General features: G+C 47.8%; 17 protein-coding genes and 1 tRNA gene. 7 read left to right on the forward strand and 11 right to left on the reverse strand.

Annotated features, from left to right (window positions below):
- The first annotated feature begins 40 nt into the window (after positions 1 to 40).
- Positions 41 to 1,831 (forward strand): DUF3413 domain-containing protein, encoded by a 1,791-nt coding sequence (locus tag B5P39_RS09555; protein WP_011717356.1) that lies wholly within the window; start codon positions 41 to 43, stop codon positions 1,829 to 1,831.
- A gap of 137 nt (positions 1,832 to 1,968) precedes the next feature.
- Here the strand turns inward: B5P39_RS09555 and B5P39_RS09560 are convergent, their stop codons facing one another.
- Positions 1,969 to 3,081, reverse strand: coding sequence for an NADH:flavin oxidoreductase/NADH oxidase (locus B5P39_RS09560; protein ID WP_088211343.1), 1,113 nt, complete (start codon positions 3,079 to 3,081; stop codon positions 1,969 to 1,971).
- A 100-nt stretch (positions 3,082 to 3,181) separates the two neighbouring features.
- Here B5P39_RS09560 and B5P39_RS09565 point away from each other — a divergent pair, with 100 nt between their 5' ends.
- The 4 genes from B5P39_RS09565 (at position 3,182) to B5P39_RS09580 (ending at position 6,679) form a co-directional block, all read left to right on the forward strand.
- Positions 3,182 to 4,048: a LysR family transcriptional regulator gene (locus B5P39_RS09565; protein WP_088211344.1), complete on the forward strand. Its 867-nt coding sequence runs from the start codon at positions 3,182 to 3,184 to the stop codon at positions 4,046 to 4,048.
- A 196-nt stretch (positions 4,049 to 4,244) separates the two neighbouring features.
- Positions 4,245 to 5,195: a sensor domain-containing diguanylate cyclase gene (locus tag B5P39_RS09570; RefSeq protein WP_088211345.1), complete on the forward strand. Its 951-nt coding sequence runs from the start codon at positions 4,245 to 4,247 to the stop codon at positions 5,193 to 5,195.
- A 686-nt stretch (positions 5,196 to 5,881) separates the two neighbouring features.
- Positions 5,882 to 6,253: an Imm39 family immunity protein gene (locus B5P39_RS09575; protein WP_176399902.1), complete on the forward strand. Its 372-nt coding sequence runs from the start codon at positions 5,882 to 5,884 to the stop codon at positions 6,251 to 6,253.
- Between the two features lie 72 nt (positions 6,254 to 6,325).
- The gene (locus B5P39_RS09580) at positions 6,326 to 6,679 is read left to right on the forward strand and encodes a hypothetical protein (RefSeq protein ID WP_088211347.1); all 354 of its coding nucleotides are present in this window, start codon (positions 6,326 to 6,328) and stop codon (positions 6,677 to 6,679) included.
- Between the two features lie 423 nt (positions 6,680 to 7,102).
- Here the strand turns inward: B5P39_RS09580 and B5P39_RS09585 are convergent.
- A tRNA-Pro gene (locus B5P39_RS09585) sits at positions 7,103 to 7,179 on the reverse strand.
- 361 nt (positions 7,180 to 7,540) lie between these two features.
- On the opposite strand from B5P39_RS09585, the gene B5P39_RS09590 reads away from it, so the two are divergent.
- A complete protein-coding gene (locus tag B5P39_RS09590; RefSeq protein ID WP_088211348.1) occupies positions 7,541 to 9,721 on the forward strand; it encodes a sensor domain-containing diguanylate cyclase in 2,181 nt (726 codons plus the stop codon).
- Here the strand turns inward: B5P39_RS09590 and B5P39_RS09595 are convergent.
- A complete protein-coding gene (locus tag B5P39_RS09595; RefSeq protein WP_088211349.1) occupies positions 9,718 to 11,184 on the reverse strand; it encodes an alpha/beta hydrolase in 1,467 nt (488 codons plus the stop codon). The genes B5P39_RS09590 and B5P39_RS09595 overlap by 4 nt on opposite strands.
- Before the next feature lie 164 nt (positions 11,185 to 11,348).
- Between B5P39_RS09595 and B5P39_RS09600 the strand changes: the two genes are divergently transcribed.
- Positions 11,349 to 11,870 (forward strand): DUF6942 family protein, encoded by a 522-nt coding sequence (locus B5P39_RS09600; RefSeq protein WP_088211350.1) that lies wholly within the window; start codon positions 11,349 to 11,351, stop codon positions 11,868 to 11,870.
- A 159-nt stretch (positions 11,871 to 12,029) separates the two neighbouring features.
- On the opposite strand, the gene nadE is transcribed toward B5P39_RS09600, so the two are convergent.
- From nadE to B5P39_RS09640, 8 genes are all read right to left on the reverse strand, one after another.
- Positions 12,030 to 12,860 carry an ammonia-dependent NAD(+) synthetase gene (gene nadE, locus B5P39_RS09605; protein WP_088211455.1) on the reverse strand — a complete coding sequence of 277 codons (831 nt, stop codon included), beginning with the start codon at positions 12,858 to 12,860 and terminating at the stop codon, positions 12,030 to 12,032.
- Positions 12,861 to 13,070: 210 nt separating this feature from the next.
- Positions 13,071 to 14,375, reverse strand: coding sequence for an inosine/guanosine kinase (locus B5P39_RS09610; RefSeq protein WP_011626429.1), 1,305 nt, complete (start codon positions 14,373 to 14,375; stop codon positions 13,071 to 13,073).
- 190 nt (positions 14,376 to 14,565) lie between these two features.
- Positions 14,566 to 15,612, reverse strand: a complete 1,047-nt coding sequence (hemH, locus tag B5P39_RS09615; RefSeq protein WP_164717866.1) for a ferrochelatase — start codon at positions 15,610 to 15,612, stop codon at positions 14,566 to 14,568.
- Positions 15,613 to 15,691: 79 nt separating this feature from the next.
- Positions 15,692 to 16,336, reverse strand: a complete 645-nt coding sequence (gene adk, locus B5P39_RS09620; protein ID WP_011623010.1) for an adenylate kinase — start codon at positions 16,334 to 16,336, stop codon at positions 15,692 to 15,694.
- 141 nt (positions 16,337 to 16,477) lie between these two features.
- Positions 16,478 to 17,341: a co-chaperone YbbN gene (locus B5P39_RS09625; protein ID WP_088211351.1), complete on the reverse strand. Its 864-nt coding sequence runs from the start codon at positions 17,339 to 17,341 to the stop codon at positions 16,478 to 16,480.
- 117 nt (positions 17,342 to 17,458) lie between these two features.
- Positions 17,459 to 19,372 (reverse strand): molecular chaperone HtpG, encoded by a 1,914-nt coding sequence (htpG, locus tag B5P39_RS09630; RefSeq protein ID WP_088211352.1) that lies wholly within the window; start codon positions 19,370 to 19,372, stop codon positions 17,459 to 17,461.
- A gap of 316 nt (positions 19,373 to 19,688) precedes the next feature.
- Entirely contained in the window at positions 19,689 to 20,288 is a 600-nt protein-coding gene (gene recR / locus B5P39_RS09635) for a recombination mediator RecR (protein ID WP_023265729.1), read from the reverse strand.
- 12 nt (positions 20,289 to 20,300) lie between these two features.
- The gene (locus B5P39_RS09640; protein ID WP_047540411.1) at positions 20,301 to 20,630 is read right to left on the reverse strand and encodes a YbaB/EbfC family nucleoid-associated protein; all 330 of its coding nucleotides are present in this window, start codon (positions 20,628 to 20,630) and stop codon (positions 20,301 to 20,303) included.
- Between the last annotated feature and the right edge of the window lie 110 nt (positions 20,631 to 20,740).

Genomic DNA, 20,740 nt, shown 5'->3' on the forward strand with positions numbered 1-20,740 from the left:
AACATAAGATACAACGTCTTTTAGGAATAAGCGGATCACTATGGTCGAGCGAAAAAAGCAAATGAGCCGCGATCGCGTGTCACGACTCATCAACTGGGGACATTGGTTCGCCTTCTTTAATGGCCTGTTGGCCATGATTGTCGGCACACGCTATCTGAGCAGTGTGGGTTATCCCGAAACTTGGTTTGGCTGGGGCTACCTCGCCGTCAGCACCATTGGCCAGTTCAGTTTTCTTGCTTTTATCGCCTACTTGATCTGCCTATTCCCGCTGACCTTAATCTTGCCTTATTCCAAGATTTTAAGGGGTTTAGCGGCAGTTATCGCCACCTTAAGCCTGTGTATCTTATTGTATGACACCATAGTGTATGCCGATTATGGCATGCACTTGAGCCCCTTCGCCTTCGACTTAGCCTGGGCCGATTTAAATGCCCTGCTCCACGGTACCTCTTATATTGTCACGCCGATTGCCATTTTGGTGATTGAGCTAACGGCGGCCAACTTCCTGTGGAAACGCATTGAGAAAATCCAAAAGCTAAATCTTGGCAATAAGGTTATAACCCTGATTGGGGTGTGTTTTGTCAGCAGCCATTTGATCCACATTTGGGCCGACGCGGCCGATATCACCGAAATTACCCGTTTCGATGATACTTATCCGCTGTCATACCCAGCCACTGCGCGCTCCTTTATGGAAAGCCATGGGATTGATGGCTCTTCACAATCGGATGATGAAGCCAATCATGCGACCAGCACGCTCAGTTACCCCACGCAGCCACTACAATGCCAGGCCGACAGCAAACCCAATGTGTTAATGCTGACCATCGACAGCCTGCGTGCCGACATGGTGGACGCTAAAACCATGCCGTTTTTGCATCAGTATACTGAGCAGAATCAGAGCTTTACCCAGCATTACAGTGGTGGCAATCAATTTAGAACCGGCATGTTCTCCCTGCTCTATGGCTTGCAAGGCAGCTATGGCGATGCGCGCATCTTCAATAGCACTAGCCCCATCATGACCCAAAGCTTTAGACAGGCGGGTTATCAGCTTGGCTTATTTATCCCAGAAACCAATCTGAATTTACGCTCCGCGCAGGCCATGTTTAATGACTTTACCCCAGTCATCGCCAAAGAAACCAATGGCAGTGCCGATGCGGATTTACGCAGCGTTGGGCACTTTAAGCAATGGCAAAGCGAGCAACAGAGTCCATGGTTCGCCCTCGTCAACCTGAAGGCACCAGAGAATTTTGATACCCCAGTCGGCTTCCTTGGCATCGAAACCGTTAAGGCCGATGCCAATTTGAAACCCGCACAAAAGGTGCTGTTTAACCAATATCGCCAATCGTTGAATTTTATTGATAAACAAATCCAAGCGATAGTGAGTGAGTTGCCGAGCGATACCTTAGTGGTGATCACTGGCGTTAACGGCAAGATATTCACCAGCAACAGCGATGAAGCCCAGCGCAATTTGTCTCCCGAAAGTGTCAGAGTGCCTATGGTCATTCATTGGCCGAATGTCGGCGCCAGTAAGGTTAAATACCGCACCAGCCACTATGGTGTAGTGCCAACCTTGATGACCCATATCTTAGGTTGCACCAATAACACCACGGACTACAGCGCGGGCCGTAGCCTGCTGCAACCGAGCCAAGAGACCTGGATTTACATCGGTGACAGTCGCATTTTTGCTATCTACCAACAGTCGGAAATCACCGTCATCGACCGCCATGGTAAATACCGTATTTACGATGAAAACTTTGAGCACAGACTGCATAAGAAGATGAGTGCGCCTGAGCTTATCCAAGTTATGCGAGAAGGCCGTCGCCTCTATAATCATTAAGTAGAGAGTCACTAGGCGAGCCAATCGTTACAGGCCGCTATTGCTCCCAGTAAAGCTTGGGTTTAAACGAGAAAAAATAAACAGTAAACAAAAAGCCCCACTTCATCGTGGGGCTTTTTATTTGGCTAAGAACTATCTCAATCTATGGATGATTCTGCCTTCACGGTGGAATAACGCTCTAACCAATGGGCGTAAGAGGAAGGTAACACCCAAGATGGACGCGAGACCTTTAAGGTTTGCGCGGCTTGATAAGGCCAGTGAGGGTTAGCCAAGAACGCTTTACCTATCATGACTAAATCCATTTGCTGATCTTGAATCGCTTGCTCTGCGTGGTGAGGATTATCCATGCCCCATGACGTTGCCACCGGGAAACCCACTTCACGACGCACTCGCTCGGCAATAGGCGCCAAAAAAGCCGGGCGCCATGGAATATTGGCCGTAGGTGTTGAAAAACAAATACTGACGTTAAGCATATCGAGGCCTGCGCGCTTAAATTGCTTCACCAAGGCGATGGATTCACTCAGGGTTTGCTCGTCTTTATCATCAAATTCAATCACCCCAAAGCGCGCCGTTAACGGCAAATGTTCAGGCCAAACCGCCCTCACCGCTTCAACCGTCTCGATAAGAAAACGGCCTCGCCCTTGTGCATCACCACCGTATTCATCGGTTCTTTGGTTGGCATAGGTCGAGAAGAAACTTTGCGCCAAATAACCGTGGGCAAAGTGCAGCTCTAACCATTCAAACCCAGCGGCGAGCGCCCGCTTGGCCGCCGCCACGAAATCGGCTTTCACACGTTGAATATCGTCAATCGTCATGGCTGTTGGTACTTTGCCAAGGTTAGCACCAAATGCCACGGCCGATGGCGAAAGCGTTTGCCATCCTTCGTCACCTTCAATATGGTCATCCCCTTCCCAAGGAATGTTGGCACTGGCTTTGCGACCAGCATGGGCGATTTGGATCCCCGCCACCGCGCCTGCGCCTTTAATCGCCGAGGCGATGTTGGCCAAACCAGCCGCTTGTTCCTCGTTCCACAATCCTAAGCAGCGTGGAGTGATCCGCCCCTCTGGCGATACGGCTGTCGCCTCAACCACCACTAAACCTGCGCCACCGCGAGCTAGGCTAGTGTAATGTACTTGATGCCAATCATTACTCAACCCGTCGTGAGCCTGATACTGACACATAGGTGCCACGGCAATGCGGTTTTTAAGCGTGATATCTTTTAATCTGAAAGGAGAAAATAGCTGGGTCATCTGACAGTCCTAACCATGGGTTAACTAGATAGGGACAGACTAAAACGAACGTGCCATAATTAAAAGTATCACCATATTATAGGTTCTATAAGATTTCGTTATGATAAATCCACAATGGCTCAATACCTTTGCAGTGTTAGTGGAAAAGGGAAACTTTACCCGCACGGCCGAAGCCATAGGTATCACCCAAGCCGCGGTCAGCCAGCATATCAGTCGCTTAGAGGAAGAGTACGGCACCCTATTTTTGCGCCGTAGCCGCCAACTCGAAATCACTCCCATTGGTGAGCATTTGTTGAGTTACGTCAACGATATAGACTGCGCCGAGAAGCGATTACAGCAAAAACTCATTCAAGACGATGCCCATATTGGCGAGATTAGCCTTATCACCCCTGGCAGTATTGGCTTAACCCTCTACCCCTTGCTTTTACAGCTACAAACGGCGTTTTCGCAGCTAAAAATTCATCATCGTTTTGCCCCCGATAATGAAATCCTCTCCGCCATTCTCGCTAATCAACATGAGCTGGGGATGGTGACGTTTAAGCCGTCGGATCCCAGTATTTGCAGCAGCCATTTTACCGAAGAGCCCCTCGAGTTGGTTGTGCCTGCGGGGCAGAAAATTACCAGTTGGCAAGATTTGCAGCGCCTCGGATTTATCTCCCACCCCGATGGCGAAGCCATGGCCACCCGTTTATTGAGCCGCAAATATCCAGGGAGTCCTGGCATCCAAGAGATCCCCTGTAAAGGTTTTATCAATCAGATAAGCTTAATCTTGGAACCCGTCGCCAAGGGACTCGGCTTTACCGTGATCCCACGTTATGCCCGCAAAGCCTTTGAACGGCAAGAGGAAATCTATGTGGTTGAGTGTGGCAGCCAAGTCGTGGACACCATTTGGTTGATCCACAGAGCCGAGTGGCCTTTGTCCCGCCGAGCACAAACGGCCATCGATTACTTAAAAAGTCAGATTTAACTTAAACCGACAGGTTGAAATGTCACGGCGAAAGGCGTTAAAGAGGCAAAGTGAATGCCTAGTAATAGAAATCTAGCCATTTTAGAACAACATAATTAATTGAATATCGGACAGATTTATATTTATAGGTTATATTAGCATCTATAAATAGTACCCCATATTGTTAGTACTCCCTTTAATTGCACGGCTGCGAACCATGACAAAAATTGCCCAACAACACGCCGAAACGGGTTCCGATACCAACCACAGTCAAGCCATTGATACTATTTTAAATAGTCTCGATGCGCTGGTTTATGTCTCTGATTTAGATACCTATGATTTACTCTATCTCAATGACTACGGTGTATCGGTTTGGGGTGAGGCAAAAGGTAAAAAGTGCTATCAAGTGCTACAATCGGCACAACACTCGCCTTGTCAATTTTGTACTAACCCTAAACTATTGGATGAAAAGGGAAATCCTGCAGGCGTCCATGTGTGGGAGTTTCAAAATACCCAAAATGGTCGTTGGTACCAATGTCGCGATCAAGCCATTCATTGGACCGATGGCCGATTAGTTAGAATCGAAATCGCCATCGATATCACCGAGCGCAAGCAAATGGAGCAAGCGCTGATAGAGGCAAAATCCACGGCCGAACGCCTTGCCGATACAGATGAACTGACCCAACTCTATAATCGCCGGGCTTTTTTCAATCTCGGTCGCCAAGTTGCGCAGCAAACAGCACTACCACTGGCTTTTATCATGTTCGATATTGATCACTTTAAGCGGATTAACGACCGCTGGGGTCATACGATGGGTGATGCGGCGCTTATCCATATCGCAAGATTGACGCAAACCAAACTGAGAACAAATGATATTCTTGCTCGTTTAGGCGGCGAAGAATTTGGGCTGATTTTACCCAACACTCACCATGAGCAAGCATGGCAAGTGGCGGAGTCGATTCGCCACGGGTTTGATACGCACCCACTACAGCTTGATGGCCACAGCATCCACTGCACCGCAAGTTTTGGCATATCATCCTTGGTCTTGCCTCAAATCAATCATCCCGATGAGGCACAAACCCTCTTGGAAACCCTATTCAATAATGCCGATCAGGCCATGATGCAAGCAAAGCGAGCAGGTAGAAATCAAGTCTGTGATGCGGCCTAACAATACAAATAAAGTTAGTCCATTTATGATTGGTGTAAGAATTGTGATGAGATAGCAACAATGCCAATCCGAACTGACTGTATAACTCTTCGTGCAGCTAAATACCTATTTGCCCCAAACGAGATAAGTTTGTTGTCAGGTGTTCAGGATGAATTGTCATTGTTTCCCCAGTGACACGCCGTGAATATGTCCCTATAGGCTCGACGGCGGCATCCATGCCGCCAACGGTCACTGTTGCAACAATGCCAATCTTAACGACCATTGAACTGTTCATTGGCTAAAAGCTTTTTGCCCCAAAGTGTGTTTCGGCTCGTTATCTCAATCGAAAATACCTACTCTTGTTGCCATACAAATTCTCATCTAGTTACCTATGTTTGGCCCTACCGCGAAGTGGCTAATAATGTATGGCTATACAGTCATATTTAAATTTAGATACTTTGGTGTGATTTTAAGACAATATAAGTGCGCATTAATTCCATCTGTAGCAAATAAAGTTCTATAAAATCAAATAACTATAGTGGCTGAATTTTAGTTAATAGGTTTGGAAAACGCGCATGCGCGTTTTTCCATATAGTGTATTTGGCAGAAAGCTGATAAGTTCTTTGCATACAGATAGTTAACTGTGCGCGTTTTCACTGGTCCAATGAGGTAAACGCGCATGCGCACTAATAAAATGTTAAATGTCTATGAGTAAGTATCCAGTTTTAATCGGCGGTGTGGGCCTAGTTAAAGGTCGAATCAAAAACATTGGCCAAGCAATGGTTTCGGTCTGTGATGATGTTAAGCCGTTAATTGAGCAAACGGATGCGTTTGATGCTATGCCGTTCAAAGAAATAAATATGGTAATTCGTTGGGCCGAGGAAAGTATCAATGAGCCAGAAATTGGCCCTTTGCGCAAATCGAAGCAGAGCTTGGAAGTTGCAACCACCATTAGCTTGCGTGAGGGAAAGTTTGTGGAAAATGACCCTGAGCAGCTCAAGTCACTGGTCAAAGCTGAGCTAGGCAAAGTGCTTAAGGCTATAGAGGTAAAATATGGTTTGTGCCAAATCCACATTTAACAAGGCAAGTCAGCATCGCACCTTTGGTGCTGGACTCGCTAACGCTCGCCGCTGCTTGCGGCGTTATATGCCATGAATAGAATCGACGCCATCACGAAGATTGAGGCCTCTTTGAAAAGCTGTGAACCTCAAGTTATTACTCCTAAAGGAAGGAGCTATGAGGAGTATGTCAAACAGCTTTCGGAACAGTTGCTTGAATCTGTCATTGACCCAGTTTTAGTTGAAGTTACGTCGACAATAATTGAAGGTGGTGATTTCGAATCATATAAATCCGCGACCGTTTGGGGAATAGCTAGAATAGGCATTAATTGGTTGATAACAATTGAAGGGGAGGCGGAGTTTGCGCTTGCATTTGGAGTGGATCCTTTAGACTTGAAAATGCATGGTTGCTCTTCAAGCGATGTTTTAGCGGAATGGTGCAGCTAGGCATATAACAAGCTGTTGAATAGTGGGCAAAATTCAGTTGGCTGATTTCGCTCCGCTCAAGATTATAGCCAACTAAATTTTGCCCATTAACAGGGCGTTATCTCCTTAGAAATTTTAATCCGAAACTGAAGAGTTAGAGCAAAGGGTCTATGTTGCTTTTTGTCCCAAAACTGCTTAGCATTTCTTTAAACCTACAGGGTATACCAATGCTAAACAGGTGAGCCGTGGTGATTAGCGAGGCGACCGTCCGCTATTTGACATACCATTGATTGCCATAAGCCATACCAATGAAAACTCCCTAAGTTATTAATAACTCGGTTGTATTCCACATATACAAAACGTAAAGACATCATTTCAATGCAAATCACAGACACAAAAAAGCCCGCAACTGATTAAGATTGCAGACTTTATTGTTTATGAATTTGGTCGGTATGAGAGGATTCGAACCTCCGACCCCTGACACCCCATGACAGTGCGCTACCGGGCTGCGCTACATACCGAAAATGTCGTGCTTAAATAAATTATCTTAGATAAGTTTAAGCACTTGTTACTTAAGATGCTATTGAGTGGGGTTCACCTTAAGTGAGCCAGACTTTAGCAATTGCCTCGCCTCTGTGCAAGTGCTTAGTGAAATGAGTTTGATCAACTGCTTAGTTTCTGGTCTGTGTGGCGAATTTTTGCCAGAAACCATATAGCCGCTAGCAGGTAAAACCATGATGAATGCCAGACTGTGAGCTAAGACCAAACTTAAGCCACCTGTTCAATATCAAATTAAGAAACTTCTGCTAAGCTAGATATAATTTATAGTTTGAGTGCAATCGATTGCTTTTTAAGCATAATTTTGACTAAAGGGACTTATCTTTGCGTGTATCAGCTCTGAATATTGCCCATCTAAAGTTAGCCACCTTTCTCGGCCTACTGGGTTTAGTGCTCAACATCTACCCTATTCCACTCTTTGCCAACGTCCAGCTTATTTTAGGCAACGCGGCAGTGGTGATAGTGGCTATCTTACTTGGGCCTTGGTATGCCCTGTTTACTGCCCTATTCACGGCAACGGGTTTGATGTTGGCCTGGTCTAGTGCCCACGTCTATCTGGTGTTTTTGCTCGAGGCGCTATGGTTGGGATTTGCGCGGCGCAGAGACTTCCCCATACTCTACGCCAGCATTTGTTATTGGCTGTTGTTAGGCTTGCCATTAATGGGCTTATACCTGTGGTTAATCACGGGGATGCCGACTTACCACATTCCCTTCACCACGGTAAAACAAGCTTTTAATGGCATATTCTACACTACCTTAGGTGAGCTTTGCGTGGTGGCACTCCCCAGTTTGTGGCACTTAAAAGATAAGCTGGTAAACCATACTCGCCGAACCATGAGTGCCCAGCTTAGCTATCTGTTTATTTTGATTACCACCATCAGCTTACTGACCTCATCCCTCGTGTTTAATCATTATTTTATGGATAAACAACAGGTGTTGATTAATCAAAACCTCAATGACACAGGGATCTCCTTAGGCCACGCCACCGAAACTTATATCAGCACTAACACCCGTACTATTGCCAGCATAGGTAAATTTATCAGCGTATCGGGTTTGCCTTTCGAACAATGGCAACTCGTCCTCGATAGTGTTCAAGGGTTAACCCCCAGTTTTACGACTATGTTTATCGCCAATGAGGATGGCGACATAGTGGCGGGCAGCCCACTTGAGAAACTTAACCAAGTTAAGCTGTTACCACAAAAAGTGAATGTGCTAGATAGGGATTACTTTATCCAAGCTTTTATTCACCATAACACCTTTGTCTCGCCAGTATTTATTGGCCGTGGGCTCGGCAAGGACATCATCATCGCCATCAGTGCCCCGATCTTTAAAGAGGAGTCTAAAACTGCGATTGGTATTGTTGAGGGCAGCCTCGATTTAAGTTACTTCTCCAATATTGATAAGCAGAATCAACACCATGAGACGCAATCCATTATCTTATTGGATGAGAAGAAGAATATTGTTTACGCCTCGGAAAGACTCGGTCTACAGCCTTTAACCCCTTTCAACTATGTCACGGGCAGCACTGAGTATCGCACGCGATTACAGCTGATGAATATCAATCAGGAGGATACTGAAACGCCTGAATATATTTACGCCCACCATAAACTCAAAAATGGCTGGCATTTATATGTGGTTGAGCCGTTTGTCCCCCTGCTGACCTTAGCCCAAGAGCAATATACTAAGACTATAGTGTTACTGTTACTCAGCATGGTCGGCGCCATTATTATCGCCAAAGCAATCAGCCGCTTAACGACTACTCCCCTCGCCTTGCTGGCGCAACATTTTAGTCAAAAGAAAGACGGCAGTATCAATGAGGAAAAATTTGAACACGAGCTGCTCGATAACAGTACACCAAAGGAAATCTATAGCCTGTACGAGAGCTTAGAAGCCAACCAACAAGCGCTGCTTAGTCATCAACTCGAGTTAGAAGATAAAGTGGCACAGCGCACTATGGATTTGGAAATCGCTAACCGCAAACTCAAGGATATGGCCGAGCGGGATTCCCTCACCAATTTGTACAATCGGCGTTATACCGAGAAGCAATTCCTGAAAATTCAAGACTTGTGTGAACGGGGCCAAGATGCCATTGCCGTAGTATTACTCGACCTTGACTTCTTTAAAAAAGTGAATGACACCTACGGCCATCTGGCGGGTGATGAGTGCCTACGGGTCATGGCAGAAGTGTTAACGAGTCACTTTAAGCGTGATGTCGATTTGCTCTGCCGTTACGGTGGTGAAGAGTTTGTCTTGATATTACCTATGTGTAATACCTTGAAAGTTGAGCAACATCTTAATGCCTTCCGCGAAAAACTCGCCAGCGTGGTCATTACGAACCCAGCCGATCATGTCACTTTTAGTGTCACCGTCAGCATAGGCGCCATCATTGCCGATGCAGCTTACAGCTCAACGCTTGAAGTTTGGTTAAAACAGGCGGATGAGAACCTGTATAAGGCTAAGGAACAAGGGCGCAACTGCGTGGTTTGCACCCTAGTCACAGTTTAATCGGGCATATGCGCGGCGCGATATTGGTCAATTCGCGTCAGCATATAGGGGAAAAACGGATTCCATTTTTGGCGTAACATTTCCGCGGCAGGCACGCTATACACTCCACGCTCGCCACGGGATGAGGCAGCGCCAATTTGGATCCGGTGTAATTTCTCATTGGTTTTAATGCCGTATAATCCATCATCTTCATTAAAGGGTAAGGCCACATGGGACAGAGAATACACCCCCGCAGGCCAATGCAAAGATAAGCTTTGCAGCGCTGGCACACTATTATCTTGAGGCATAATGCCAAACTCTCGCGCTTGAACCTGAGTCGTCTCGCTATCCTGATTTTCAATCAAGGTGCCACGGTAATGGATAGTATCGGAGGATGCTGGTAATAACGCGAGCAGCGGATCATTTGCCATCAATTTACTGTTGATCACGGTACGGTTCATATCAAACAACACTAACTCATGGCCTTTCTCGGGTAGCACTTGGTAAAGCAGGTTCACTACCGCGGCACTTGAAACCGTCGCATCGGCGACAGATTGAAAGGTTAATATGTCAGGAATATGTTCACGTTGTGCAGGCGTTAGCCCACTCAATAGACTTTGATTACGCAGCGCTAATTGATAAACCACATCGCCTGCGTTTACCGCAAAAGAGGTGTATTTAAAGGGATCGTATTCCATCTGAATACTGTTCCACTGCAATTTATCTAAATCGAGTAAACGGCTAATCCAACTCTGCCAACGGGCCGCCGCCGCAATCGGTGCAAGCCCAATGGCGGGCGACATAAAAATCATCCCCGCATAATCAGGATCTTTCTCCTGATTAATAAGCTCTAACTCATGGTTAAGCGCTACCGCAGCGCCCGTTGAAAAACCAATCACAAACAGCGGTTTACCTTTAAGCTCTTGTTTCATATGCGCCGTTGCTAAATTCACCGCGGCGGCTAAGTCCTGCCAGTAGAGGCTCGTCAAACCACTCGGAATGGTGCCATGGCCAGGGAGTCTTAATCCGAGCACATGGGCTTTACCCTTAAAATGTGCCGCCACATTTGACATGGCATAGGGCGAATCCGACATACCATGGAGAAGGAGTACACCAAAGGGCGCATTGGCCTTAGGCCACTCGAAGGTGCGATTCCAGTTATGGGGCCAACGGGCGGGATCCGACAGGCTATTTTTAACATAACGATTCACGGGTGATGCATCCGTCGCCGAGACTTTTTTAAGGACTTTATTCTCCACTTCGGCAAATAACTTATCTTCTAAGGCGATGTAATCACTAAATTTGTCTAATTTGGTGTTGTAGCGAAATTCGTTTTTAAGTTCTGTGGTGTGCCAGAGGGAGAGATCGGGTCTGGCATTGAGAAAGTGTATCCCAGTCACCAACAGGGCGACGGCAATCCCCAAACAGGCATAAAATGCCGCGAAAAATAGATGCTTGGTTGAGCCTATGATGATGGCTTTCATTCTCGTCCCTTGGATCCCATAAAATGCGCAATTAGATTATAAGGTTAGATAAAAAAAAACCTCAACTTTCATGTTTAAGATTTGATCTCGCAGCAATTTAGTTTCGGCAGCGCGCCTAAGTTAGGGTAAGATCCGCCCCACTTTGACTCCCATATTCGACTGTTATGCACATTGGCCCAGCCACAGCGACCTATGCGTTTTATCTCCCCAATCCCCCACTCATGCCTGAAGATTGGCATTGGTCGCAGGATAATGCGATATCAGAGCTTATCGCCTTAAATGGCAATCACTGGCGTAAGGTCTTCACAATTATGGCAAAAATTTGCGCGCCCTGTGAGGATTGGCGCAATTATCGCGACAACCTATTACTCAAACAGCAGCAAATGCTGCTAATAGGTGCCAATGCTCTCTCGCCACATGCCAATATTCATATTGTCTGTGGACAAGCCGCGGCCACTGCATTAGGGATTGCAGCCGATAGCCACATCGCCACTAACGCACTGCAAACAACCGAGCTGCAATTGATGCAAGACTCACAGGCTAAACTGCAAGACGTCACAGCGATGCTGCAAGCACAATCCACGCACTCAAGTTGTGTACTGCTCACGCCCTATTTAGACTATCGACAATACTCAAACGCTTTGATTGCCCTGACGCGTTGCCACCTTCAAGCGAAGCACAGCTAAAGGAATGCAGCTGAACTCAATGCAACTCTGCTCAATACGGCTAAGCACAATGTGACTAAGCCGAAAGCAACTTGGCGAGATAGCATTAAGCATTCGCACATAAAAAAGCACCCAGCCAGGGTGCTTTTTCGTTAATTTTCAGACGGTAAGCGTCTTCAATTAATCGTAAATCGTGGGGATAGGTTGGCGCTTATGCTGCGTAGCCTTGTAGATATTGATAAGTTTCTCTTCCACGGCTTTATCGACGGCTTTTCCTTCAAGGAAATCATCGATTTGCTCGTACGTCAGCCCGAGCGCCACTTCATCTTCGAGTAGCGGTTGATTATCTTCCAAATCCGCGGTTGGTGCTTTATAGACTAAGGACTCTGGTGCGCCCAAATACGCCGCTACCTGACGCACTTGGCGTTTGTTGAGGCCAAATAAAGGCGCCAGATCGCAGGCACCATCGCCCCATTTAGTATAAAAACCCGTGATATTCTCGGCGCTATGATCTGTCCCCACTACTAAGCCACCCACTAAACCGGCTAACTCATACTGGGCAATCATGCGCATCCGCGCTTTCACGTTACCTTTAATAAAATCGACTTTCGCCGCATCCGGTGAGTGCAATCCCGCTTCGACAAAGGCCGTTAAGGTGGCTTGATGCACACCATCAACCCCTTGATGCACATTGATGGTGACTAACTTGGTCGGCTGAATAAATTGGCAAGCTTGCTGAGCTTCGTGCTCATCTTTTTGAATTTGATAGGGTAAGCGCACCGCAATAAACTGATAGCCGCCGTCTGGATGTTCGCTATTGAGGCTATCAACGGCCAACTGGCATAAACGCCCTGCCGTGGACGAATCCACACCACCGCTGATCCCAAGGACCAAGGCTTTGCTGCGGGCTGCCTGCAGTTTAGATTTAATAAACGCCACACGACGCTGCACTTCGAACTCAGGATCGATTGTCTTGAGTACCTTCATTTCTGTTAAGATCTGCGCTTTCACCGAAAATTCCACCTTAATATTCGCTGTTATTGGGAGCAGTGATTCGGCTAACGTTATCATTTATTCGGGTCTGCCTGTAGCAAAAATTAACATCCACAGGGTTAATTGTTGAGAAAACGTCATTGGCTCAAATTTTTTGTCTCTCCCAAAAACAACAAGGGCAATAACGGTTTGCCGCTATTGCCCTTATTTACTTAAACCTATGTAGGCTTATCTTTCCCAGTAAGATTCTTCTAAGCTGTCTTCACGCTCAGGTAAACCGCGGGAGAGACGCGGACTATGCTGCGCTAACACCTCGTAAGCCACGCGGTTAGCGTACTTACAAATTTGGGAGAATGACGAATAGCACAGACCATCACGCTTGTGCTTGCTTGAACCTGGCACATTGGTCTTGTGGAAGGTATTGGCCGCCAAGTCGTGCAACAACGCTGACAACGCGCCATCACCGGCACCGTTGGTGTTACCAATTTTCTCTGGGCCGCCCATGTAAGGCGAAATATGCGCAAACACTTTAATCGGGTTTTCGCAGTCACGCTTCAGCTTAGGACGCGAGAACTCATAACGGTTAAATTCGGGGATAGCACCGGGTAGCAGTGTATGGGTGGTTTCACGCTTTTCGGCATCATCGGTATAACCCGCGGTGTAAAGCCCGATTGGGCCAGCAGTAGTTAACACCATATCACACCATTCGAGGGCTTTTTCGCTGGCAAGCAGCGGATCGCGAAATCCGGTTAAGGCCTCACCTTCATCTTCGTTCATCGCCAAAATGGTCACATGCTCTTGGATAAAGTTTTGCCACCAGACCGGATCTTCTTCGATTAAGAAGCGTGTGCCTAGAGTCAATACCACGGGGACTTCGGCTGCTTTAGCGTACTCAATCGCGCACATGGCCGCATCGGTGATCCTGTCGCCGCCGCTGGCACGCATTAAATAGGCGGTTAATACCAAGGCAGAGCTGCCCTGCACTACGTCTTTATCAATGTATTCTGGGGTTAACTTGTCCATCGCGCCTTTACTGATCGCAAAGGTACGCTCACCGCAATCCGAAATCAGGGTGAAACAACGGCCGATAGGACCATCGACGGGTTGCAGGAAATTAAGGTCAACCTTAGAGGAAGTGTTGCAAAGATAACGGTAGGCGTAACTGCCGACTTCGATATTTTGGCTCATCACCCCAAACAACACTGAGCGGTCATCGGCCAAAATAGAATAATTGTGCACTGTGTTACCAATAGTGCCGCCCGCAAACTCATCGCTGATCAAAGCGTTTTGTTTCAGCTCGGTATACAGGGCATGCGCTTGCTCGTCATTGATAAGCGTCGAATTGCCCTTAGGTAAACCATAACGGCCGAGCAACTCATCCTCTACCTTGGCTTCGATATCCACTAGGGTTTGATCGATACCGCTGACATAAGTCGAAAAGGGTTGAGGTTGCTGCGTTAATTGCTCAAGCAATGGGTCACGGGTTTTGACCGGAAAATAATGTTTCGATTTGCGCTGACCGGGAAACTTCATAGTGGCTCTCTTTTCCTGGCATCCATGCTAATGGGCATTACAATGAGCCTGCGCTCATCGTGTCCTAAAAATAATGAGTCTAGGCTAGAGAGATAAAAAATCCACTCCCGAGCCACAAAGGGCGCAGATTCTACCATAAAATCAGCATGAAACTAGGCCGTCTTTCGGTTTCAACGGGAGAAATTTACCGTCACTCTGCGCGTATCCAAGGTTGAGCTTGTTCTTGCACCAGTTGCCTGAGCAGCTCGATATGGAGCTCATCATCATTTAAACAGGGAATAAAGTGATAGGCCTCGCCGCCCGCATGCAGGAAAGTCTCTTTACCGCCAATGGAAATTTCTTCTAAGGTTTCAAGGCAATCGGTGGCAAAGGCGGGGCAAATGACATCGACACTTTTTACGCCTTGGCGGGGTAAATCGGCCAGCAGCTCATCGGCATAAGGCGTTAACCACTCTTCTTTACCGAAGCGGGATTGGAAACACACCTGCCATTGTCCTTCGGTTAATTCCAGCACCTGTGCCAATAACTTAGCCGTCGCGCGGCACTGCTCAGGATAGGGATCGCCTTCGGTGGCATAACGCAGCGGAATACCGTGGAAGGATAAAATCAACTTATCAGCCTGCCCATGGGTTTTCCAATGGCGCTTAACCGAATGCGCTAAAGCCGCGATATAGGCTTCATGGTCAAAATACTGCTTGCTAAAACGCAGCTCAGGAATGTCACGCACTTGGGTAAAATACTGCGCCACCGCATCGAACACACTGGCGACGGTTGAGCAGGAATATTGCGGATACAGCGGCAGTACCACGATACGTTCGGCGCCTTGGGCCTTAAGTTTGGCAAAGCCGCTATCAATCGAAGGATTGCCATAGCTCATGCCCAGTTCCACCGGAATGGTTTGATTAAAGGTCGCACTCAGATCCGTAGCTAACTTTTGCGCCTGCTGCTCGCTTATCACCATCAGCGGTGAGCCCTGCTCCGTCCATACGCTCTGATAAAGTTTGGCCACCTTGGCGGGACGGGTATTAAGGATTATCCCCTGCAAAATCGGCTGCCACAGCCATGGGGACAAATCGACGACCCGAGGATCACTTAAAAACTGTTTGAGGAATCGCTTAACCGCTTTGGGAGTGGGTTCATCGGGCGTGCCGAGATTGACCAATAACACGCCAAACGCAGGAGAGGGAGAAGTCAATGTGTTACCTTTTATTAGCCAAATACCACGGCAGGCTAACATTCAGTTGCCAATAAAAAAAGCCTGCAATAGCAGGCTTTTTCTTAATATGAGAACTTGTTCTCGAATTTAGCAATGATGCTTATTTCAGCACACTGGCTAATTGTGCACTCACAGCCGCTACCGACTGAGTACCATCAAACTTGTGGTATTGAGTGTTACCCGCCGCAGCCACTTTGCCATAGTATTCAACCAATGGCTTAGTTTGCTCGTGGTAAATGCCTAAACGCTTACGCACTGTGGCTTCTTCGTCATCTGGACGAATCGCTAAGTCTTCGCCTGTTACATCATCCTTGCCTTCCACTTTAGGTGGATTGAATACCACGTGGTAAACACGGCCAGAACCTGGGTGAACGCGACGACCGCTCATGCGCTTAACGATTTCCTCGTCTGGCACATCGATTTCGATCACGTGATCAATGCTGATACCGTTTGCCGCCATCGCATCCGCTTGTGGGATAGTGCGTGGGAAACCGTCTAACAGGAAACCTTTAACACAGTCGTCCTGTGCGATACGCTCTTTAACCAGTCCAATGATCAGATCATCAGAAACCAGTTGGCCTGCATCCATCACTTTCTTCGCTTCTAAACCCAGCGGAGTACCGGCTTTAACGGCAGCACGTAACATGTCGCCAGTAGAAATTTGTGGGATACCATACTGTTCCATAATGAACTGGGCCTGGGTACCTTTACCGGCACCTGGGGCGCCCAATAGGATAATGCGCATCTCAAGAGTCCTCTTTTTCGCATTGATATTCTTCTTAGGGCGGCGATCTTCGCACATCTGGCCGCCATTGAGAAGGCTTTTAGCTTCGACTTTAGCCTCAGAAACCGTAAATAAATCGCAGTTTTGCGGCCAATTTAATCCTTAATAGAGCAAGGTATAGAGCTTACGGCGGTACTGATTCGCCAGACTATTGCCTTGCCCAAGCGCCGTTAAAATCTCCATAAAGACTTGTTTTACCTTGCCATTTTCAGCGGTTAAATCCTTAGATAACACACTGTATAAATGTGCGAGCGCTTCTTCGTCTCGGTGGGCCGAATGCAAGGCCTTACAAAGTTCGAGTAATAACACTAAATCCTGCGGATTATGCTCGAACTTCTGCTGCAAATCACGAATTTCTGGCGTGTCCGCCGCATCCAAAGCAAGGGTTAATTTCGCCTTTAAGCTCTGGTAATAACCGTCTTGGTCGGCAAGGCCAATCTGCTCGAGTAGCAGCTGCGCTTGGGCGAGTTCACCCTGCATCAAGTACACATCGGCAAGCACTAAACTCACCTCGGCCGCCTGATTTGAGGCGCTATAAGCCTCTTTCAGTAACACGGCCGCCGTGGATAAATCCTCCGCCGATACTTGGCTTAAGGCTAATAGGGCTTTGGCTTGCTCAAGCTGTAATTGCCATAAGGGTGGCAAGTGTTTCTCTAGCATGGCGCTCACCTGCACCGCCTCTTGCATGCCCGCAAAGCCATCTATTGGCTGGCCCTTATCCAGCACTAAGGTAGTCGGCAGTGCTTGAATGCGGAAATAGTTAGCGATTTCCAGCTCGGTTTCGCAGTTCACTTTCGCCAGCACAAAACGACCAGCATGCTGCGCGGCAAGCTGCTCGAGTGTTTGCACCATGGCAACACTCTGCGGCTGTGGCTGGGCCCAAAACACCATCACCACCAGTTGCTGCATCGAAGCATCAACCACTTGCTGAATATTGTCTTTCGTTAGATCGAGGATATTGTCCATGGTTTTCCTTACTCCCAAACTGGCACCTCTGTAGAGAAATGCCCTAGGATAATGCTCTTTGCGGTGCCTAAAACGGAATCGGGGCACTTGTGTCTCGACTCAAGTGCCCCGAATGTCTTACTTCAGGTTCGCCAATAGCATTTGGTTCATCAGCTTAATAAAGGCCGATGGATCGGCTAAGCTGCCCTTCTCCGACAATTGCGCCTGTTGCAATAACAGATTCGACCAATCGGCGAAGGCGGCTTCATCTTGAAGATCGTTTAAGCGCGACACTAATGGATGCGCAGGGTTTACCTCAAACGTCGGCTTGACCTCTGGCACTGGCTGACCGGCAGCCTGCATCAGTTTGATCATCTGGCTCGACATCTCACCTTCCCCCGTCACCACACAGGCTGGGGTATCGGTTAAGCGTGAAGTCACTTTCACATCGGCCACGCTGGCGCCTAACGCCGCTTTGATGCGTTCAAGGAGTGGTGCCGATTCTTCGGCCAGTTTCTCCTGCGCTTCTTTCTCGGCTGCATCTTCCAGCTCACCTAATTCCAGCTCGCCACGGGTCACAGAATGCAATTGCTTCTCTTTGTATTCGGTTAAGTGATTGATTAACCACTCGTCGATACGTTCTGACATCAGCAACACTTCGATGCCTTTCTTACGCAGCAGTTCTAAGTGCGGGCTGTTGGCCGCGGCTTCGTGGCTGTCGGCCACGATATAGTAAATCTTGGTTTGGCCTTCCTTCATGCGGCTAATGTAATCATCGAGTGACACAGTCGGTGCCGCGCTGCCCGTATGGGTAGACGCAAAACGCAGTAAGCCAGCAATACGCTCACGGTTTGCAAAGTCTTCCGCAGGACCTTCCTTCAACACTTGACCAAATTCGGCCCAGAATTGTTGGTATTTTTCCGCATCGTCTTTTGCCAGTTTTTCCAACATGCCCAGCACGCGCTTAGTGATACCGGTGCGCATCGCTTTGGTGATGTGGTTGTCCTGTAAAATCTCGCGAGACACGTTCAGCGGCAGATCGTTTGAGTCAATCAACCCCTGCACAAAGCGCAGGTAAGATGGCATAAACTGCTCGGCGTCATCCATGATAAACACGCGCTGAACAAAGAGTTTCAGGCCATGCTTACGGTCACGGTTCCACAGATCCCATGGCGCTTTTGAAGGAATATACAACAGGTTAGTGTATTCCTGTTTACCTTCAACGCGGTTATGGCTCCACAGCAGTGCGTCTGTGTAGTCGTGGGAAATGTGCTTATAAAATTCTTGGTACTCTTCGTCACTGATCTCAGACTTGTTGCGCATCCACAGCGCAGTCGCCTTGTTCATGACCTTCCAGTAACCTTCGGTAGCGGGGATTTTTTCACCGTCTGGGCCATCGCGCTCAGGGGTGCCTTCCTGCCACATTTCAACTGGTACAGAGATATGGTCTGAGTATTTAGTGATAATGGAGCGTAGGCGCCACTCATCGGCAAACTCTTTCTCTTCATCACGCAGATGCAGGGTGATCTCGGTACCACGGCTCGCCTTAGTGATAGTATCGACGGTGAAACTGCCCTCACCTTCCGATTCCCACAATACGGCTTCATTGGCCTTATGGCCTGCCGCACGGGTGCGCACTGTGACTTTTTTCGCCACGATAAAGGCAGAATAGAAGCCCACACCGAATTGACCGATTAATTGCGAATCTTTTGAGGCTTCACCAGAGAGGTTTTTAAAGAATTCAGCGGTGCCCGATTTGGCGATCGTGCCCAAATGCTCAATCACGCCATCGCGGGTCATACCCACGCCGTTGTCTTCGATGGTCACAGTGCCTTTTTCTTTGTCTGCGCTAATGCGCACACGTAGCTCACCATCACCTTCGTATAGTCCGTCGTTGGTCAACGCAAGGTAACGCAGCTTATCGGCCGCATCCGCAGCATTGGAGACCAGTTCACGCAAGAAAATTTCTTTGTTGGAATACAAAGAATGGATCATCAAATGCAACAGCTGTTTGACTTCAGTTTGAAAACCATGAGTTTCTTGTTGTGACATGAAATTTTCCTTATTTGTTACGCAATTTGGTTAAAGCAAACGCTTAGTGATTAATAAAATGGGGCTGTAAATCCACTTTTCAAGGGGGGAGATAAAATCACTGATCAAATGGCGAAAAATAAAGCAATCTGAGGCGAAAACACGGCCTATGGCCCAGATATTTGGGGAGTCGTCAGCCGTAAATGAGGGATGCTAACGCGGTGAACAAGAACACTAAGACCATCTGCTCAATACTCTTTAATCACATCATCCTGCGCCCATAAAATAAAACCCGCGAGCACTGGGCTGGCGGGTTTTATCTTGAGTCCATCACTCGCTACAGCGGGATACGCCCATTGAAGGACAGCGCTAAGGTGGTGCTGTCGACATATTCCAGCTCGCCACCCACGGGAACGCCGTGGGCGATACGGCTGATCACCACTTTGTGGCGCCTTGCCATATCGGCAATAAAGTGAGCGGTGGCCTCACCTTCTACCGTGGGATTGGTCGCGAGGATAAGCTCAGCCACATCGCCCGAGGCTAAGTGACGCTCTAATAGCGCCAAGCCTAACTCCTCAGGTCCCACCCCATCGAGTGGCGATAAATGGCCCAGCAATACAAAATAGCGACCGGTAAAATGTCCACCCGCTTCAATGGCTAACACATCGGCCGGCGTTTCGACTACACAAATCGTCGACGAGGAGCCGCGTTTATGGCTAGCACAAATCGGACAGAGGCTTTCTTCAGTGTAGGTTCGGCAAGACTGACAATGACCGATATCGCTCATGGCACTCGACAGTGCAGAGGCTAATTTAAGCCCAGCTTTTCTATCGCGCTCAAGCAATTGAAACGCCATACGTTGAGCCGATTTCGGCCCAACCCCTGGCAAACACCGCAGGGACTGAATTAACTCGTCAAGCAGGGGACTAAATTTCATTGTCTATCTCAATTAAAATGGCATTTTCATGCCTGGTGGTAATTGCATACCGCCAGTCACTTCGGCCATTTTGGCTTTCTGATTTTCTTCGATACGACGCGCGGCATCGTTACACGCTGCGGCAATCAAATCTTCCAGCATCTCTTTATCGTCTTCCATCAAACTTGGATCGATTTCGACTTTACGCACTGTGTGTGAGCCAGTCATAGTCACTTTAACCAGACCTGCACCTGATTCACCGACCATTTCCATGCGGGCAATTTCTTCCTGCATTTTTGCCATTCTTTCTTGCATCATCTGGGCTTGTTTCATCAGATTGCCCATACCGCCTTTTCCAAACATAGTCATTTCTCTTCTATTAGGGTTAGTCGCAAGCTTTTAAGCTGGCTAATCTTACTGAAATAAATGGGATTGGCAATCAATGCCGATATCCCATCGCTAAACTTATGATC

Source organism: Shewanella sp. Shew256 (assembly GCF_002196695.1).
Lineage (GTDB): Bacteria > Pseudomonadota > Gammaproteobacteria > Enterobacterales > Shewanellaceae > Shewanella > Shewanella mangrovisoli.

Coding starts and splice junctions, on each gene's coding strand:
- B5P39_RS09600 (WP_088211350.1), top strand. CDS start 11,349: ATGCACATTGGCCCAGCCACAGCGACCTATGCGTTTTATCTCCCCAAT.
- B5P39_RS09570 (WP_088211345.1), top strand. CDS start 4,245: ATGACAAAAATTGCCCAACAACACGCCGAAACGGGTTCCGATACCAAC.
- recR (WP_023265729.1), bottom strand. CDS start 20,288: ATGAAATTTAGTCCCCTGCTTGACGAGTTAATTCAGTCCCTGCGGTGT.
- B5P39_RS09580 (WP_088211347.1), top strand. CDS start 6,326: ATGAATAGAATCGACGCCATCACGAAGATTGAGGCCTCTTTGAAAAGC.
- B5P39_RS09560 (WP_088211343.1), bottom strand. CDS start 3,081: ATGACCCAGCTATTTTCTCCTTTCAGATTAAAAGATATCACGCTTAAA.
- hemH (WP_164717866.1), bottom strand. CDS start 15,612: ATGTTAGCCTGCCGTGGTATTTGGCTAATAAAAGGTAACACATTGACT.
- B5P39_RS09555 (WP_011717356.1), top strand. CDS start 41: ATGGTCGAGCGAAAAAAGCAAATGAGCCGCGATCGCGTGTCACGACTC.
- B5P39_RS09625 (WP_088211351.1), bottom strand. CDS start 17,341: ATGGACAATATCCTCGATCTAACGAAAGACAATATTCAGCAAGTGGTT.
- B5P39_RS09595 (WP_088211349.1), bottom strand. CDS start 11,184: ATGAAAGCCATCATCATAGGCTCAACCAAGCATCTATTTTTCGCGGCA.
- B5P39_RS09575 (WP_176399902.1), top strand. CDS start 5,882: ATGAGTAAGTATCCAGTTTTAATCGGCGGTGTGGGCCTAGTTAAAGGT.
- B5P39_RS09640 (WP_047540411.1), bottom strand. CDS start 20,630: ATGTTTGGAAAAGGCGGTATGGGCAATCTGATGAAACAAGCCCAGATG.
- B5P39_RS09610 (WP_011626429.1), bottom strand. CDS start 14,375: ATGAAGTTTCCCGGTCAGCGCAAATCGAAACATTATTTTCCGGTCAAA.
- B5P39_RS09565 (WP_088211344.1), top strand. CDS start 3,182: ATGATAAATCCACAATGGCTCAATACCTTTGCAGTGTTAGTGGAAAAG.
- adk (WP_011623010.1), bottom strand. CDS start 16,336: ATGCGCATTATCCTATTGGGCGCCCCAGGTGCCGGTAAAGGTACCCAG.
- htpG (WP_088211352.1), bottom strand. CDS start 19,372: ATGTCACAACAAGAAACTCATGGTTTTCAAACTGAAGTCAAACAGCTG.